The organism is Kitasatospora sp. NPDC004799, from assembly GCF_040609095.1.
In the GTDB taxonomy this organism is placed as follows: domain Bacteria; phylum Actinomycetota; class Actinomycetes; order Streptomycetales; family Streptomycetaceae; genus Kitasatospora.
Map to the genome: position 1 here is coordinate 1 of NZ_JBEXJK010000187.1, position 15,793 is coordinate 15,793.

General features: G+C 74.5%; 14 protein-coding genes. 2 read left to right on the top strand and 12 right to left on the bottom strand.

Annotated features, from left to right (window positions below; all coding sequences use genetic code 11):
- Positions 1-592 (bottom strand): universal stress protein (locus tag ABZW03_RS22800; protein WP_355261186.1); only part of this gene is annotated, 592 nt, incomplete at its 3' end.
- A gap of 393 nt (positions 593-985) precedes the next feature.
- Between ABZW03_RS22800 and ABZW03_RS22805 the strand changes: the two genes are divergently transcribed.
- The gene (locus tag ABZW03_RS22805) at positions 986-2,683 is read left to right on the top strand and encodes a GAF domain-containing protein (RefSeq protein ID WP_355261223.1); all 1,698 of its coding nucleotides are present in this window, start codon (positions 986-988) and stop codon (positions 2,681-2,683) included.
- A 32-nt stretch (positions 2,684-2,715) separates the two neighbouring features.
- On the opposite strand, the gene ABZW03_RS22810 is transcribed toward ABZW03_RS22805, so the two are convergent.
- The 11 genes from ABZW03_RS22810 to ABZW03_RS22860 form a co-directional block, all read right to left on the bottom strand.
- On the bottom strand, positions 2,716-3,555 hold the full coding sequence (locus tag ABZW03_RS22810) for an alpha/beta hydrolase (protein WP_355261189.1): 840 nt from the start codon (positions 3,553-3,555) through the stop codon (positions 2,716-2,718).
- A gap of 97 nt (positions 3,556-3,652) precedes the next feature.
- Positions 3,653-4,066: a pyridoxamine 5'-phosphate oxidase family protein gene (locus ABZW03_RS22815; RefSeq protein ID WP_355261192.1), complete on the bottom strand. Its 414-nt coding sequence runs from the start codon at positions 4,064-4,066 to the stop codon at positions 3,653-3,655.
- Between the two features lie 158 nt (positions 4,067-4,224).
- Complete coding sequence (locus tag ABZW03_RS22820) at positions 4,225-4,944, bottom strand: response regulator transcription factor (protein WP_355261195.1); 720 nt, start codon at positions 4,942-4,944, stop codon at positions 4,225-4,227.
- 140 nt (positions 4,945-5,084) lie between these two features.
- The gene (locus ABZW03_RS22825) at positions 5,085-5,618 is read right to left on the bottom strand and encodes a hypothetical protein (protein WP_355261198.1); all 534 of its coding nucleotides are present in this window, start codon (positions 5,616-5,618) and stop codon (positions 5,085-5,087) included.
- Positions 5,619-5,728: 110 nt separating this feature from the next.
- A complete protein-coding gene (gene ctaD, locus ABZW03_RS22830; RefSeq protein ID WP_355261201.1) occupies positions 5,729-7,534 on the bottom strand; it encodes a cytochrome c oxidase subunit I in 1,806 nt (601 codons plus the stop codon).
- A gap of 199 nt (positions 7,535-7,733) precedes the next feature.
- A complete protein-coding gene (locus ABZW03_RS22835; protein ID WP_355261204.1) occupies positions 7,734-8,615 on the bottom strand; it encodes a virginiamycin B lyase in 882 nt (293 codons plus the stop codon).
- Between the two features lie 261 nt (positions 8,616-8,876).
- Positions 8,877-9,782: an alpha/beta fold hydrolase gene (locus ABZW03_RS22840; protein WP_355261206.1), complete on the bottom strand. Its 906-nt coding sequence runs from the start codon at positions 9,780-9,782 to the stop codon at positions 8,877-8,879.
- Positions 9,783-9,894: 112 nt separating this feature from the next.
- Positions 9,895-11,385, bottom strand: a complete 1,491-nt coding sequence (locus ABZW03_RS22845; protein ID WP_355261209.1) for an AI-2E family transporter — start codon at positions 11,383-11,385, stop codon at positions 9,895-9,897.
- A 201-nt stretch (positions 11,386-11,586) separates the two neighbouring features.
- Positions 11,587-13,323: an FAD-dependent monooxygenase gene (locus ABZW03_RS22850; protein WP_355261211.1), complete on the bottom strand. Its 1,737-nt coding sequence runs from the start codon at positions 13,321-13,323 to the stop codon at positions 11,587-11,589.
- Positions 13,320-13,835, bottom strand: coding sequence for a VOC family protein (locus ABZW03_RS22855; protein ID WP_355261214.1), 516 nt, complete (start codon positions 13,833-13,835; stop codon positions 13,320-13,322). The genes ABZW03_RS22850 and ABZW03_RS22855 overlap by 4 nt, the downstream gene beginning before the upstream one ends.
- A gap of 96 nt (positions 13,836-13,931) precedes the next feature.
- Positions 13,932-14,498, bottom strand: coding sequence for a TetR/AcrR family transcriptional regulator (locus ABZW03_RS22860; protein ID WP_355261217.1), 567 nt, complete (start codon positions 14,496-14,498; stop codon positions 13,932-13,934).
- A gap of 159 nt (positions 14,499-14,657) precedes the next feature.
- Between ABZW03_RS22860 and ABZW03_RS22865 the strand changes: the two genes are divergently transcribed.
- Positions 14,658-15,557 (top strand): fumarylacetoacetate hydrolase family protein, encoded by a 900-nt coding sequence (locus ABZW03_RS22865; RefSeq protein WP_355261220.1) that lies wholly within the window; start codon positions 14,658-14,660, stop codon positions 15,555-15,557.
- Positions 15,558-15,793: the final 236 nt, after the last annotated feature.

Here is a 15,793-nt window from a genome sequence, read left to right on the forward strand (position 1 = left end):
GGCGAACGCGGCCACCTGCGGGAGGTGGGTGACCACCACGACCTGGGCGGACTCGGCCAGCTTGGCCAGCCGGCGGCCGATCTCTCGCCTCGCGGAAGGCGAAGTCGAGCACCTCGGCCTCCGGGGTGTGGGCGTCGACGCCCACCACCACCTCGGCCGCGCCCTCGCCGTCCGGACCGGCCTCGCGCACCACGACCAGCGGCACGCTGCTGCGCCCGGCCACCGCCATGCTGACCGAGCCCAGCAGCAGTCCGGCGAAGCCGCCGCGGCCGCGCGAGCCGAGCACCAGCAGCTCCGCCTCCGCGGCGGCGGCCACCAGACCGTCCACCGGCGCGTCCAGGACGGCGTCGGTCTCCACGGTCAGGTCCGGGTGCAGGGCGCGGACGTCGTCGGCGGCCTCGGCCAGGGTGGTGCGGACGGCCTCGGGCAGCGCGTCCGGCTCGGCGAAGGAGGACACCCCGTCGGTCAGCCACGGCCAGGCGTGCACCAGGCGCAGCGTGGCGCCCCGGCGCACCGCCTCGGCGGCGGCCCAGTGGGCGGCCGCGGTGCTCTGCGGCGAGCCGTCGACCCCGGCCAGCACGATGGACGTCATGAGTCTTCCTCCAACACTGTCGACACGCGGTCGACGCTCGGCGGTTCGGTGCGGGCCGCGGAGCGCTCTGACGCCCCGTCCGCTCCACCCCCACCCTGGCAGCGGCGCACGGTCCGGCGGCAGAGGCCGCAGGGCCCTGTGCGGCGGGACGAAAGGCCCGCCCGACGGAGCCTACGACCCACCCCGCCGTCCCCACCACTGACACGTGGGCACTACCGTGAACACGGCGATCCCGCTGGTCGGACGGCCTTGGGCCGGACCGCGGCAACAGGAACGGCCGTCCACGGGGCGGAAACGGCGCGTCCGGAGGGCGGACGGGCCGGCCAGGGCAGCACGACGAGGAGGACTGCGGTGGGCGGAGCGGACGGCAGCGCGGCGGGTGGCGGCGCGCGGATGCCACGGCTGCGCCTGGACGAGCTGCTGGAGGAGCTCCAGTGGCGGATCGACGCGGCGCGCGGCACCCAGAACCGGGTGCACAGCCTGCTGGAGGCGGTGCTGGCGGTCGGGCGCGAGCTGGACCTGGCGCAGGCGCTGCACCGGATCGTGGAGGCCGCCGCCGACCTGGTGGACGCCCGGTACGGGGCGCTCGGGGTGATCGGGCCGGACGGGCACACCCTGTCGCAGTTCCTGACGGTGGGCCTGACCGAGCAGGAGATCGCCGAGATCGGCCCGCCGCCCTCGGGCCGGGGCATCCTGGGCGAGCTGATCCGCGAGCCGAAGCCGCTGCGCTGCCCGGTGCTGTCCGACCACCCGGCCTCGGTCGGGTTCCCGCCGAACCACCCGCCGATGCACACCTTCCTGGGGGTGCCGGTGCGGGTGCACGGCGAGGTGTTCGGCAACCTCTACCTGACCGACAAGCGCGGCGGGCTGGACTTCGACGAGGACGACGAGGCGGTGATCGCCACCCTGGCGGTCGCGGCCGGGGTGGCGATCGACAACGCCCGGCTGTACGAGGAGGCGCAGCTGCGCCAGCGCTGGCTGCGGGCTAGCACCGAGATCACCCGCAGCCTGCTGTCGGGGGCGCCGCGGCTGGAGGTGGTCGAGCTGATCGCCCGCCGGGCCCGGGAGATCTCCGGCGCCGAGCTGGCGGACGTCTCGGTGGCGCTGGCCGGCCCGGAGGAGCGGGCCGAGGAGCTGACGGTGGAGGTCGCGCTGGGCGGCACGCCGGCCGCGCGGCTGGGGGTGACGGTGCCGGTGGACGGCACGCTGTCCGGCGCCGCGTACGTCTCCGGCTCGCCGGCCACCAGTGACGAACTGGCCTGCGACGCCCGGTTCCCGGCCGGCCCGGCGGGCCGCTTCGACGGGCTGGGCGCGGCGGTGGCGGTGCCGCTGGGCACCGGCGCCGGGTACGGGCGGGGCGTGCTGCTGCTGGCCCGGGCGCAGGGGCAGCCGGCCTTCGGGCCGGAGGAGACCGGCCCGCTGCTGGGCTTCGCCGACCAGGCCGCGCTGGCCCTGGAGCTGGCCGAACGGCGGCGCGACGCCGAGCAGTTGAACCTGCTGGAGGACCGCGACCGGATCGCCCGGGACCTGCACGACCTGGCGATCCAGCGGCTGTTCGCGACCGGGATGACGCTGCAGAGCGCGGGCCGACTGATCGAGAGCCAGGCGGCGGCGGACCGGGTGGCCCGGGCGGTGGCCGACCTGGACGAGACCATCAAGATCATCCGCTCGACCATCTTCGGCCTGCGCGCCCACAGCGAGCCGGACCGCGGCCTGCGCGCCCGCGCCACCCGCCTGGTCACCGAGGCGCAGGGCCCGCTCGGCTTCGCGCCCCGGCTGAGCATGGAGGGCCTGCTGGACACCGACGTGCCGCAGGAGCTGGCCGGGCACGTGGTCGCGGTCCTCGCCGAGGCGCTCAGCAACGCCGTCCGGCACGCGCGGGCGTCCCGGGTCGAGGTCGCGCTGCGCGCCCTGGCCGGACGGGTGGTGCTGACCGTGACGGACGACGGCGTCGGCGTGCCCGAGGGCGGGCGGCGCAGCGGGCTGCGCAACCTGGCCGAGCGCGCCGACCGGGTCGGCGGCACCTTCACCGTCGACCCGGCCGAGGGCGGCGGCACCCGGCTGGCCTGGGAGGCCCCGATCGGGTCCTGAGCCCTGCCCCTCCGAGGCCCGAGGCCTGCCGGTCAGCCCCGCAGGGCGCGCAGGAAGCCGAGCAGGTGGGCGTTGAACTCCGCCGGCCGCTCCATGTTCGGGTAGTGCCCGGTGCCCTCGACGGTCACCGCCCGGCCGTCGACGACGGTGCGGCAGACCCGTTCGGCCAGGCCGATGTGGTCCACCGAGTCGATGCCGCCGTTGATCGCCAGCAGCGGGACGGTGATCCCCGTCAGCCGCCGCCAGGTGTCGGTCACCGGCACCAGGTACTGGGGCTCGTCGGGGGTGTGCTTGGCGACGGTGTTCCGGGTCATCTCCTTGAGCCGGCGCACCACCTCCGGGTCGACGTCCTCCAGGGCGCGGTACGGCCCGGAGGCGAGGCGGGTGAACGAGTCGAGCCAGCGCTCGCCGTCGCCCTCGGCGAGCGCGGCGCCCTGCTCGGCGGCGAGTCCGTGCAGCCAGGGGTCGTTGAACTCGGACTCGCCGGTGCCGTTGCCGCTGATCACCAACGCGCGGACCAGCTCCGGGTGTTCGAGGGCCAGGTCGAGGGCGATCGTCCCGCCCATGGACAGCCCGACCACGGTCACCGGGCCGAGGCCGAGGTGGCGCAGCAGGTCCGCCAGGTCGTCGGCGGGGCGGAACGGCCGGCTCGCGTTGTCGGAGGCGCCGTGGCCGCGGGTGTCCGGTGCGACCACCCGGTGCTCGGGCAGCAGGGCGGGGAGCTGGTCCGCCCAGCTCCGGTGGTCCAGCAGGCCGCCGTGCAGCAGCACCAGCGGCTCGCCGGTGCCGGCGTCGAGGTAGGCGAGGCGGCCGTGGCCGCTGTCGAAGGAGCGCAGGTCGTGGGTCGGTCCGGGGGCAGCGGAGTACGTCATGGACGACGATCTTAGGTCGGGCCGCTCGCCCGACTCCCCTCCCCCGTCCGGCTGTTGCCCCTCCCCGGCCGCCCCCTCCGGCGTCCGACCGGCGGGCTCAGGCCAGGCAGCGGCCGATCACCAGCTCCGGGCGGATGCGGATGCGGACGGTACCGCCGCCCGGCTCGGCCGTCCTGGCGGCCGGGCGGACCTGGGCGCGGCCGAGGACGGTGACGAACCAGCCGGAGCCGTCCCGGGCGTCCACCTCGTCGGCCTCGAAGGCGATCACCGCGCCGTCGACCGCCCGGGCCAGTTCGGAGCCGGCCGGCGCCGAGAGCAGCACCCCGCCGGGGGCCAGCCGGAACGGCACCGGCAGGACGGCCGGGAGGGCGTCGACGGTGTAGACCACCCGGCCGACGTCGGCCCGGGCCAGCAGCTCCAGCGAGCGCTTGCGGTCGAGCTCGCGGAGTTCGGGGAGCTCGGGACGGTCGTACGGGACGGGCCGGGGGGACGGGACGTGGTCGCGGTTCATGCGTGCGATGCTCGCCCGCACCCGGGCCCGGCCGCGAGGGCCGATGGTCCCGGCGGGGGCCGGCGAGGGCCCCACCCGCCGGGCCGTCGGTCCCGGGACCGACGGCCCGTTCGATCCCGAACGGTCCCGGACGGACCAGAGCGGCCCCGGACGGCGGCTCAGAACCGCCCGGAGCGCAGCACGGAGGGCGCCGGGGCCGCGGCGGCCTGGCGCAGCTCGGTGGCGATCAGGGCGGCCTGCACCCGCCGCTCGACGCCGAGCTTGGCGAGCAGCCGCGAGACGTGGTTCTTGACGGTCTTCTCGGCGAGGTAGAGCCGCTCGCCGATCTGCCGGTTGGTCAGGCCCTCGCCGATGAGTTCGAGGACCTCCTGCTCGCGCGCGGTCAGGCCCGGTCCGGTGGTGACCGGCTGGGCGGGCTCGGCGTCGCTGCGCAGGCGGTTGAGCAGGCGGGTCGCGGCGCCCGGGTCCAGCATCGAGCGCCCGGAGGCGACGGTGCGGACGGCGGCGACCAGGTCGGTCCCGCTGATCTGCTTGAGCACGTAGCCGGCGGCGCCCGCCATCACGGCGTCCAGCAGCGCCTCCTCGTCGTCGAAGGAGGTCAGCATCAGGCAGGCCAGCCCGGGCATCCGCGAGCGCAGCTCACGGCAGACCGAGACGCCGTCGCCGTCGCCCAGCCGGACGTCCAGCACGGCCACGTCGGGCCGCAGCGCGGGCACCCGGACGAGCGCCTGCTCGGCCGTCGCCGCCTCCCCGACCACCTCCAGGTCCGGCTCGCCGTCCAGCAGGTCGTGCACCCCGCGGCGCACCACCTCGTGGTCGTCCAGCAGGAACACCCGGACCGGCGCCGAGGCCTCGGCACCCTCCGTCTTGGTCGCCATCACGCGGCTCCACCTTCGTCAACCCCCGCACACTCCCAGCGGGGCCCAGGGCATCATCCCCCGGGCCCGGCGGCCCGGCCCAGGGCCCAACGGCCCCATTCGGGCCGGGCCGCCGGGCCCGGAGCCACCGGGGGACGCCCTCAGCGCCCCTGCCGCCGCACGTTCCCCAGCCCCATCAGCAGGAAGGCGAGCGCGACGCCCGCGCCGCTGACCGCCGCCAGCACCACCCGGGGCACCACGTCCCCACCGCCGGACAGCAGGATGGCCGCCGCCCCGAGCGAGGCGACGGCCGCGCCGACCACCAGCCACCCGGCCAGCGCCAGCGCCGGCGTCCGGGTGGAGCGCGGGGCGGGCCCGGCCTCCAGCGCGGCCCAGCGGGCCGCCGTCTCCCGCACCTCCCGGCGGCGGTCCCACAGCGCCCGCAGCCGCAGCGCCGTACCGCCGACCAGTCCGGCGAGCGCGATCTGCGCGGCGGGCCGCCAGTCCGGCAGGACCAGCAGCAGCCCGCCCGCCAGGGCGAGCCCGGCCCACCAGAGCACGCAGGCCGCGGCGGCCGTACGGGTGGAGCGGGGCCGGTCGGCGCCGGCCTGGAGGTCGGCGATGGCGGGCAGGTACCAGACACAGCCGCTCGCGGTGAGGGCGGCGGTGCCGATGGCGAGAACGGTGTGGTTCACGACCCGGCCTTCCTGGTCACGAAGGGGTGGGGAGGAGAGGGGAGGAACGGGCCGTCCCCGCCCGCCCGGGGGCAGCGGAGCGGGCGGGGACGGCGTTTCGGGGAGCGGGCTCAGCCGCCCGAGGAGGGTGCGTCGGTGGAGCCCGACGGCACCCGCGCCCGGTCCGCCCGGGTCAGCGGCCGGTCGTACTTCGCCGGCTCCACGCCCTCCAGGTGCTTGGCGGGCTCGCCGCTGTGCTCCAGGACGTCCCGGGCCGCGATGTCCGGGTGGTGGAGGTCGAAGGCCGGGGATTCCGAGCGGATCCGCGGCAACTTGACGAAGTTGTGCCGCGGCGGCGGGCAGGAGGTGGCCCACTCCAGCGAGCGGCCCCAGCCCCACGGGTCGTCCACGGTGACCTTCTCGCCGTACTTGGCGGTCTTCCAGACGTTGTAGAGGAACGGCAGGATCGACAGGCCGAGCAGGAACGAGCCGATGGTGGAGACGGTGTTCAGGGTGGTGAAGCCGTCCGAGGCCAGGTAGTCGGCGTAGCGGCGGGGCATGCCCTCCGCGCCCAGCCAGTGCTGGACCAGGAAGGTCGCGTGGAAGCCGACGGTGAGGGTCCAGAAGGTGATCCGGCCGAGCCGCTCGTCGAGCTTCTTGCCGGTCATCTTCGGCCACCAGAAGTGGAAGCCGGCGAACATCGCGTAGACCACGGTGCCGAACAGCGTGTAGTGGAAGTGCGCGACCACGAAGTACGAGTCGGAGACGTGGAAGTCGATCGGCGGGGCCGCGAGCAGCACGCCGGTCAGGCCGCCGAAGAGGAAGGTGACCAGGAAGCCGACCGTCCAGAGCATCGGGGTCTCGAAGCTCAGCGAGCCCTTCCACATGGTGCCGACCCAGTTGAAGAACTTCACGCCCGTCGGCACGGCGATCAGGAAGGTCATGAAGGAGAAGAACGGCAGCAGCACCTGTCCGGTGACGTACATGTGGTGCGCCCACACCGTCACGGACAGGCCGGCGATCGCGATGGTGGCCGCGATCAGGCCGGAGTAGCCGAACATCGGCTTGCGGCTGAAGACCGGGATGACCTCGGAGACGATGCCGAAGAACGGCAGCGCCAGGATGTACACCTCGGGGTGCCCGAAGAACCAGAACAGGTGCTGCCAGAGCATCGCCCCGCCGTTGGCCGGGTCGAAGACGTGCGAGCCGAACTTGCGGTCGCACTCCAGCGCCAGCAGCGCGGCGGCCAGCACCGGGAAGACCAGCAGCACCAGCACCGAGGTGAGCAGCACGTTCCAGCAGAAGATGGACATCCGGAACATGGTCATGCCGGGGGCGCGCATGCAGATGATCGTGGTGATGAAGTTGACCGCGCCGAAGATGCTGCCGAAGCCGGACAGCGTCACGCCCATGATCCACATGTCGGCGCCGACGCCGGGCGAGTGGATCGCGTCGGACAGCGGCGCGTAGAGGAACCAGCCGAAGTCGGCGGCGCCCTGCGGGGTCGCGAAGCCGGCCGCGGCGATCAGCGAGCCGAACATGAACAGCCAGTAGGACAGCATGTTCAGGCGCGGGAAGGCGACGTCCGGCGCGCCGAGCTGGAGCGGCATGATCCAGTTGGCGAAGCCGGTGAACAGCGGCATGGCGAACAGCAGCAGCATCACCGAGCCGTGCATGGTGAAGGCCTGGTTGAACTGCTCGTTGGAGAGGATCTGCGTTCCGGGCCGGGCGAGTTCGGCGCGCATGACCAGGGCGAGGATGCCGCCGATCAGGAAGAACGCGAACGCCGACACCAGGTACATGGTGCCGATCGTCTTGTGGTCGGTGGTGGTCAGCAGCCTGACCAGGGCCGAACCGGGCCTCCTGGGCCTGACCGTCCCCGTGGGAAGGGCCGTTGGCGGTGAGGTGGGGTCGCCCTGTGCCTGGGTGGCGCTCAAGGACGCACTCCTTCGGAACGTCGTGCGAATGGATGGCGATCCATGATCCGAACAGGCCGCCTCCGCACCCCAGGGCCCTTCGGCCCGCCCGGCCGGGGCCGCTGGGCCCGAGTTCCCGGGGACGGACCGGGACCTCCTGGCCGCGCGGGCCCGCGGCCCCGCGGTTCCGAACGCTCGGACTCGCGTTCCTGACGCTCCGTCAGTTGCCGTTCGGCACCAGCCTGGCGAGCTGCCCGCGCTCCAGCGCCGCGTACACGGTGCCGTCCGGGGCGACGGCGATGCCGTGCGGCTCGGCGCCCTCGCCCGGGATCGGGTGCCCGTCGAGCCGCCCGTCCGGGGTGAGCACCCCGATCCGGCCGGCGCCCCACTCGGTGAACCAGAGCCGGCCGTCCGGCCCGGCGGCGATCGCGTGCGGCCGGGCCGCGCGGTCGGCCAGCGGGTACTCCGCCACCTCGCCGTCCACGGTGATCCGTCCGACCAGCCCGCCGCCGATCCCGACGTACCAGAGCGCGCCGTCCGCCCCGGCGGTGATCCCGACCGGCGCGGTGCCCTCGGTCGGCAGCTTGTGGACGGTCACCCCGCCGTCCGTGCCGACCCGCGCGACCGCGTCCGCCTGGTTGAGCGTGCACCACAGCGCGCCGTCCGGCCCGGCCGTGATCAGCGACGGGAAGGCCCCGGCGAGCGGCAGCGGGTACTCCGTCACCTCGCCCGCCACGGTGATCCGCCCGACCCGGTCCGCGTTCAGCTCGGTGAACCAGAGCGCCCCGTCCGGCCCGGCGGCGATCCCGTACGGCCCGGCGTCCGCCGCGGGCACCCCGAACGAGTCCGCCGCCCCGTCCGCGCCGATCCGCCCGATCCGGTGGTCCCGCATCCGGCTGAACCACATCGCGCCATCCGGCCCGGCCGCGATCACCGCGGGCCCGCACCCGGGCGCCCCGAGCCCGTGGCGCGCCACCGCCCCGTCCGGCCCCAGCCGTCCGACCTCCCCGCTGTGCACCAGGGTGAACCAGACGCTCCCGTCCGCCCCCACCGCGACCCCGTACGGCCCGGCCCCCGCCTCGGCGACGTCGATCAGTTCCATGTACACCCTCCCAGGCGCTATCGCGACTTGCGTCGCATTAGCGATGCTCGCACAACGGATCACGCCCGGGCAACCCGATTTCGACGCCCCGTCGGCCCCGTTCGCGCGGCGCCGCACCAACATGCCGGGCCACCGCCCGCTCCGGCCGCCCGAACCGCACAGCGGGCTGCGCCCCTTCCGGAATCCGGGTGTCGTCGACGCGGGATGAACGATTCCGGACGGCATTTCGGCGCCCACGGGCGGGCATCCGCTTTCCGTTCCCTACGCGATGTGCTCACGAATGATGTCGCCGATCTGCCGGGGAAGCCCGGGGGAGAACAGCGTGTGCCCCATACCGGGAATCGACCGGAATCGGGAATGGGGGATTTCCCCGGCGAGGGCACGGCCGTGCGGCAGCGGGCGCAGCGGATCCTCGGTGCCGTGCACGACCAGCGTCGGGGCCTTGATCGAGGACAGCGGCACGAGGCGGTCCCCGGTCATCCGGCGGCCGGCCAGGTCGTGGTTGAGGGCCGCGCCGTGGTCGCCGGTCCGGTCGAAGGAGGCCTCCACGAAGCGGTGGGCGGCCGGCTCGTCGAAGGGGAGGACCTCGCCGTTGAGCACCCGCCAGGTCTCCAGGCTCGCCGCGACGCACTCCTCGCGGGTCCCCTGCGGGAGCGCGGCGCGTTGCGCCAGATGCGCCAGGAAGCGCGGCGCGGGTGGCGGGAGGTCAGCGGGGTCGGGCGCCTGGCCGGCCATGGCGCGCGCCCAGGCCGGGCCCGCACTGTGCCCCATCGGGCCGGTCATCATCGCGGTCAGGGTCAGTACGCGTTCAGGGCGGTGCACGGCCAGCCACTGGCCGATCGCGCCGCCCAGGGACGCCCCGACGACGTGCGCGGCGGCCACTCCGTGACCGTCGAGCACGGCCGCCGCGTCGGCGGCCAGGTCCGCCAGCGCGTAGGGGTGGGCGGCGAAGTCCACGCAGCTGGACCGGCCGGTGTCCCGGTGGTCGTAGCGGATGACCTGGCGACCGCCGGCGACCAGCACCTCCACCAGCTCGTCCGGCCATCCGATGCCCTGCGCGGCGGTCCCCATCACCAGCAGGACCGTCGGGTCGTTCGGATTGCCGGCCCGTTCGGTCCACAGCCGCAATTCGCCGGATTCGACGATTAATTCAGCAGTCCCAGTCATGGGCGCCAATCTAGCGAACAGGGTGCCGATTTTCCATATCCCCATCGGATATGACATTCCATCGATATTCTGGTAAAATACCGAATAGTTCGCGAGATTCCGGATGCCCCTGCTACTCCCCCGCCTCCGCCGGGGCCGGGTCGCCGCGCAGGACGGAGATCACGCCCATGGCGGCGGCGCAGACCGGGACGGCGAGGAGGGCGCCGATGATGCCGGCGATGCCGGAGCCGGCCACCACGGCGACCATGATGGTGGCCGGGTGCAGCTCGACCGTGCGGCTCTGGATGACCGGCTGGAGGACGTTGCCCTCGATCAGCTGCACCGCGAGCACCACGCCGAGCGCCCAGAGCGCCGTGCCGAGGCCGCCGTCGGCGAGGGCCACCAGGACGGCGACCGTGCCGGACAGGAAGGCGCCGACGAAGGGGATGTAGGCGCCCATGAAGACGAGCGCGCCGAGGCCGGGCGCGCCCGGCACGCCGAGGGCGACCAGGCCGATGGTGATGAAGCCCGCGTCGATCAGGGCGATCAGGGTGGTGCCGCGCATGAACCCGGCCATCGCGGTGAAGGCCCGCTCGGCGCAGGCGATCACGGTCGTGGCGCTGCGCTCGGGCAGGTAGGAGCGGATGGCGTCGCCGGTGCGGTGGCCGTCCCGGAGGAAGAAGAACACCAGGGCGAGCGACAGCACCCCGCCGGCGATCAGCTGGGTGAGCAGGCCGAGCCCGGAGAGCACCCCGTTGGTGAGGGTGGAGACCAGCGAGTTGGTCTCGCCCTTGGCGTTGCTGAGCGCGTGCTGGATCTTCCCTCCGAACGGGCCGAGCCACTCGGCCAGCCGCGCCCCCGCCTCCTGGAGCGAGGAGGCGATCTGCGGGGCGCTGTGCACCAGGGAGTTGACCAGCAGCGCGAGCACCCCGCCGACCGCGCAGACCAGCACCGTGCAGGTCAGCCCGGCGGCCAGGCCCCGGCCGACGCCCCGGCGCACCAGCCAGGGCACCACCGGGTACAGCAGCGAGGCCCCGAGCAGCGCCAGGACGAACGGCACGGTGGCCGCCCGCAGTTCGACCAGCGCGAAGACCACCAGCGAGGCGACGGCGATCAGCAGGATCACCGCCACCGACCAGGCCGCCGCCTGCCGCAGCGCGGGCGGCAGCATCAGGTACGGCCTGCGGTGGTCCGGCCGCCGCTGCTCGCCGGGCGCGCGCTCCACGGACACGGCCACCTCCACCGGGGTCGTCGAGGATTCCGAACCGCCCCAGCTCAGCAGAGGTTCCGGCGGCCCGCGCGGCGGATTCGGCCGGGAGCACCCGAACGGGCTACTCCGGCCCGTCGGACACCCCTGCCCCGCCCAGAGCCGCCCCTGGGCCGCCCCGTACTCGTCGAGGAGGGGGCGGCAGCGCGCCAGCTCCAGGTCGTACCCGGCGAGCGGCGAACCCTCGTACCCGGAGACGAATCCCGCGGTGTCGCGGCCCGCCCGACGGTCGGCGCGACGGATGTCGAGCGGCAGTCGGGCGAGGGCCTGGATGCCGGTGAGGTGGACGGTGCCTTCTTCGCGGACGTGTCGGTCCTGGAGCGAGGGCCGGGGCCCGGTCGTGTACTGAGGGGTCACCACTGTGTTCCTCCGGGTGGGGCGTCGCAGGTGGCGGGCGGCCGGCCGGCGGGGCGGGCGCGGCCGGGCCACCGGGTGGGGGCGAGGGGCCGGGGCGATGGATCGGGAGCGCCGGGCACGGGGGCCGGCGCTCCCCACGGGGTCCGTCCCCGGGCCGAGCCGGGATTCCGGCCGCGGCCGGGGAGGGGACCTGACGACGCGTTACGGGGCGGGCCGCTCGGCTCCGCGGAGCAGGTCGGCGAGCGCCGACGCCGGCGTCGACCCCCCGGTGCTGTGCCACGCGATGTGACCGTCCGGCCGGACGAGGAGGGCTCCGTCCGCACCGATGCCGAGCAGCTCGGCACAGCGCCCGTCCGGGCTGGTGACGTCACGCCCGAGGACGACGGTCCGGCGCACCAGGCCGTCCCCGGTCTCCCCGGCCCGCGCGCGGGACTCCTCGCCCGGCTCCGGGAAGGACTCCGGGAAGGAGTCCGCGAAGGACTCCGCCCAGCCGGTGCCCTCCGGCCCGGTGATCAGGGTGAAGCCCGGCCCGAGGAGGTCGTGGGTGGACACCCGCTCCCCGTCCCGTTCGACCCAGGCGTGCGGAAGTCGCGCTCCGGGGACGGCCGTCGGCGTGTAGTCGGTGGCCGAGGGCGGGGTGCCGCCCGCGCCGAAGGCCGGCCGGGCCGGGCCGTAGGCGTAGCCGATCTCCTGGTTGAGCGCGTCGAAGTGCGGGCGCTGCCGGGGGACGGCCTCCGCGATCCGCCGGCGTTCCGCCGCGGCGACCGCCCGGTCCGGGCCGGCGAGGCGCGCGGCGATCTCGGCCGTCGCGGGCCCGATGCCGACCTCGGCCATCTTGATGGCGTTCAGCATGCTGTGGCGGGCGTTGTCGACGGCGATGGGGCGGCGCTCCCGCTCGTAGCTGTCGAGCAGGGCGTCGGGCGCACGGCCGCTCAGCACGGCGGCGAGCTTCCAGCCGAGGTTGTCCGCGTCGGCGAGGCCGCTGTTCATGCCGAGGCCGCCGGTCGGCGGGAACTGGTGCGCCGCGTCGCCGGCGAGCAGGACCCGGCCGCTGCGGTACGTCTCGGCGGTCCGGGCGGTCAGCGCCCACGACCCCACGGACCGGACGTCCACGTCGAGTTCGGCGGTTCCGACGGCGTCCCGGATGATCCGGGCGCACCGCTCGGGCGGGTAGTCCTGCGGCGATTCGACGGCCGGGTCGAAGTCCCGCTGGAAGGTCCACCGGCGGGTGCCGTCCATCCCGATGAGGACGCCCGGGGAGGTCTCGTTGATCAGCCAGACCAGCAGGGCCGGGTCCTGGCGCATCCACGGGGAGAGGTCGGCGTGGAAGTAGATGTTCAGCTGGTGCCCGAGGACCGGGGAGCCCTCCATCGCGATGCCGAGCCTGTCGCGCATGCCCCCGGCCGCTCCGTCCGCCGCCACGACGTACCGGGTGCGCAGGACCTGCCGTCCGCCCGCGCCCTCCACGGTGACGTCGACGGCGTCCCCGTGGTCCGTCACCTCGACGACCGTGGTGCTGTAGTGGACGGCGGCCGCGCCCTGGGCGAGGACCGCGTCCAGGAGGTGCCGCTGCACCCGGTCCTGGGCGCAGGAGGCGAGTTGTTCGGCGGAGGCGTCCGCCCGCTGCCGGAGCGAGCCCTGCGGGCCGTCCGCGAAGTCGATCCGGCCCAGGGTGTCCCCGGCGAGGGTCTGCTTCCACAGGATGGTGCCGGCCTGGACCGGGTCGGCCGCGTCCGCCCGGACGGCGTCCGCGATGCCCCAGGCGCGGAACAGCTCCATGGACCGGGTGTTGACGACGTGGGCCCGGGGGTGGGGGTTGATCCCGCCGTACTGTTCGCAGACGAGGCTGCGGACGCCGTGCCGGCCGAGGACGAGCGCGGTGGCCAGCCCCACCGGACCGGCGCCGATGATGACGACCGGGACGTCGATGTCCTTCACGCGCGCCTCACCAGGTCGGCGAGGGGCTCACCGGACTCGAAGCGGCGCGCCAGGTCGTCGGGGTCGACGTCGACCCCGATCGGGTCGGCGTCGAAGGCGCCGGACCGGAACCACTCGTCGAGGGCCTCCGCGGTGGCGAAGTTGTCGATCTGGAGCTCGATGTGGTTGCCGTCCGGGTCCTCGAAGTACATCGAGGTGGTCGGCCCGTGGTTGACGCACCAGAAGGGGTGGATGCCGTCGCCCTTCAGCCGCCGGTACGTGTCGAGCAGGTCCTTGATCGTCGCGTAGGTGAATGCCACGTGGTGAAGACCGGTGTGCGTGTCCGTCGGACGCTCGGACGCCCCGGTGGCGACCAGCGCGACCCGGTGGTGCTCGTCGTCGTAGGTCAGGAAGGCGAGGGCCTCGTTGGCGAAGGCGACGCGGCCTTCGAGGACGCGTGCGTACCAGTCCGTCATGGCCGGCAGACGGCCGGTGCGCAGCACGACGTGGGCGAGTTTTTCGGGAGAAGCCATGGAGTGGCGACCTCCTTCTCGAGGGCACGGCAGCCCTCTTGGCTGTCATACAAGAGAAACCTAGGCAGTCTCTTGTATGGCAGTCAAGAGAGGGGTTCAGCGCGCCGCCGCGACCGCCGCCAGCGCCTCCATCAGCAGGTCGACGAGTTCCTCGGTCGGCCGGTCCAGCTCCCGGGTGCTGACCAGCAGCCCTTCGAAGAGCACGTGGGCCACGTCCGCCACCGGCGCGACGTCCGCCCCCTCGGGCAGCCGGCTCGCGACGGCCGCGAGGAGGCGGCCCTCCAGCCACTCCTGCATCCGGGAGTAGGCGTCGGCGAGGGCCGGGGACTCCCCCATGCGGTCGTACGCCTCGCGGTGCAGCCCGCGGTGGGCCTCCAGGTCGACGAGGAACGTCACCAGCTGCCGCCGGGGGTCGCCCCCGATCGCGGGATCCGCCTCGACGCGCTCCCGCTCGCGCAGGAACAGGCGGTCCAGCGCGGCGGCGAACAGTTCGTCCTTGGTCGGGAAGTACCAGCGCACGGCGTTCGCGGCGACCCCCGCCGCCTTGCCGACCTCGGTCAGGCTGGTCCCCTTGTACCCCCGGGTGGCGAAGAGTTCCCAGGCGCTCTCGACCAGGACGGCCTCGCGCTCGGCTTTCGGGATCTGCTGACGGTTTCTTGGCATGGCAACCAAGCCTAGGGTCCGCCGTCGAGCCCGCGCCCGCGCCCCCACCTGCGGCACCAGGGGTCGGGCTCGGCGGCCGACGAACTCTTGACTCCGAACCAAGAAGGCTCTTGACTCTGAAGCAAGAGACCTTCTTCCCCCGACCCGCGGGAGTCATCGATGCGCCTGTACAGCACAGCCCTGGGCATCGCCCGGGAGGACAGCCCCGGCGTGCTCTCCCTGCTCGATCTCGACGTCGCCGACCTGGGCGCCCTCCTGCGCGGCCCCGGGACCGCCGCGGCCCGCACGGCGGCGGTCCTCCGACAGGTCGCCCTCGACGAGGTCCGGCTGCTCGCTCCCGTCCGCCGCCCCGGGAAGGTCCTGATCGTCGGCCTGAACTACCGCAGTCACGCGGAGGAGGCCCTGGAGATGTTCGCCGCGATGGGGCGGCCCGGCATCACCCTGCCCGCCGAGCCGAACTTCCAGGTGGTCGCCGGGTCCGCGGTCGTCGCCCCCGGCGAGGACATCCGCCTCCCGGCGGTCGCGGCCGGAGAGGTCGACTACGAGGGCGAGGTCGCCGCCGTCATCGGCACGCCCGCGACCGCCGTCCGGGCCGCCGACGCGCTGGACCACCTCGCCGGCCTGACCGTCGCCAACGACGTCTCCGCCCGCGACATCCAGCACCGGGCGATCTCGGGCGACCCGACCGCCTCCATCGGCGTCTCCAAGAGCTTCGACACCTTCAAGCCGCTCGGCCCCTGCCTGGTCACCCCGGACGAGTTCCCCGAGCCGCTCGACCTCCGGCTGCGCACCCGGGTCAACGGCGAGCTGCGCCAGTCCGACCGCACCAGCGGCTTCATCCACGACCTGGCCGAGCTGGTCTCCTACCTCTCGCGCTACCAGACCCTCGAACCCGGCGACGTGATCCTCACCGGGACCCCGCGCGGCGCCGGGGTGTTCTCCGGTCGCCACCTGCGCCCCGGCGACCTCGTCGAGGTCGAGGTCGAACGCATCGGTACGCTCCGCAACCGCGTCGCGGCCGCCCCCGGGGCCACGGCCACGGTGAGCCCGGCGGCGTGAGCCCGGCCCGCCACCTGCGGGTCGTGGTCGCCGAACCCGCCGTCGATGCGCGCGGTGCCGCAGCCGTACGCGCGTGGATCCGTCAGCGGATCTCCGGCGCGGGACACCGGACCCGCAGCCCGTCAAGGTGGCGGGTCAGCTCCGTGGGAGACCGGTCGGTGCGGGCGAGCAGGTGCTGACAGGCCGGCGGGCGCCCGGCCGAGCGCCCGTCGCCCGGGGCCTGTCGTCGAACTCCC

What these genes read in the sequence shown, in the direction of transcription:
- ABZW03_RS22805 (WP_355261223.1), top strand. Translation starts at nt 986, where the DNA reads ATGCCACGGCTGCGCCTGGACGAGCTGCTGGAGGAGCTCCAGTGGCGG.
- ABZW03_RS22810 (WP_355261189.1), bottom strand. Translation starts at nt 3,555, where the DNA reads ATGACGTACTCCGCTGCCCCCGGACCGACCCACGACCTGCGCTCCTTC.
- ABZW03_RS22815 (WP_355261192.1), bottom strand. Translation starts at nt 4,066, where the DNA reads ATGAACCGCGACCACGTCCCGTCCCCCCGGCCCGTCCCGTACGACCGT.
- ABZW03_RS22820 (WP_355261195.1), bottom strand. Translation starts at nt 4,944, where the DNA reads ATGGCGACCAAGACGGAGGGTGCCGAGGCCTCGGCGCCGGTCCGGGTG.
- ABZW03_RS22835 (WP_355261204.1), bottom strand. Translation starts at nt 8,615, where the DNA reads ATGGAACTGATCGACGTCGCCGAGGCGGGGGCCGGGCCGTACGGGGTC.
- ABZW03_RS22840 (WP_355261206.1), bottom strand. Translation starts at nt 9,782, where the DNA reads ATGACTGGGACTGCTGAATTAATCGTCGAATCCGGCGAATTGCGGCTG.
- ABZW03_RS22855 (WP_355261214.1), bottom strand. Translation starts at nt 13,835, where the DNA reads ATGGCTTCTCCCGAAAAACTCGCCCACGTCGTGCTGCGCACCGGCCGT.
- ABZW03_RS22860 (WP_355261217.1), bottom strand. Translation starts at nt 14,498, where the DNA reads ATGCCAAGAAACCGTCAGCAGATCCCGAAAGCCGAGCGCGAGGCCGTC.
- ABZW03_RS22865 (WP_355261220.1), top strand. Translation starts at nt 14,658, where the DNA reads ATGCGCCTGTACAGCACAGCCCTGGGCATCGCCCGGGAGGACAGCCCC.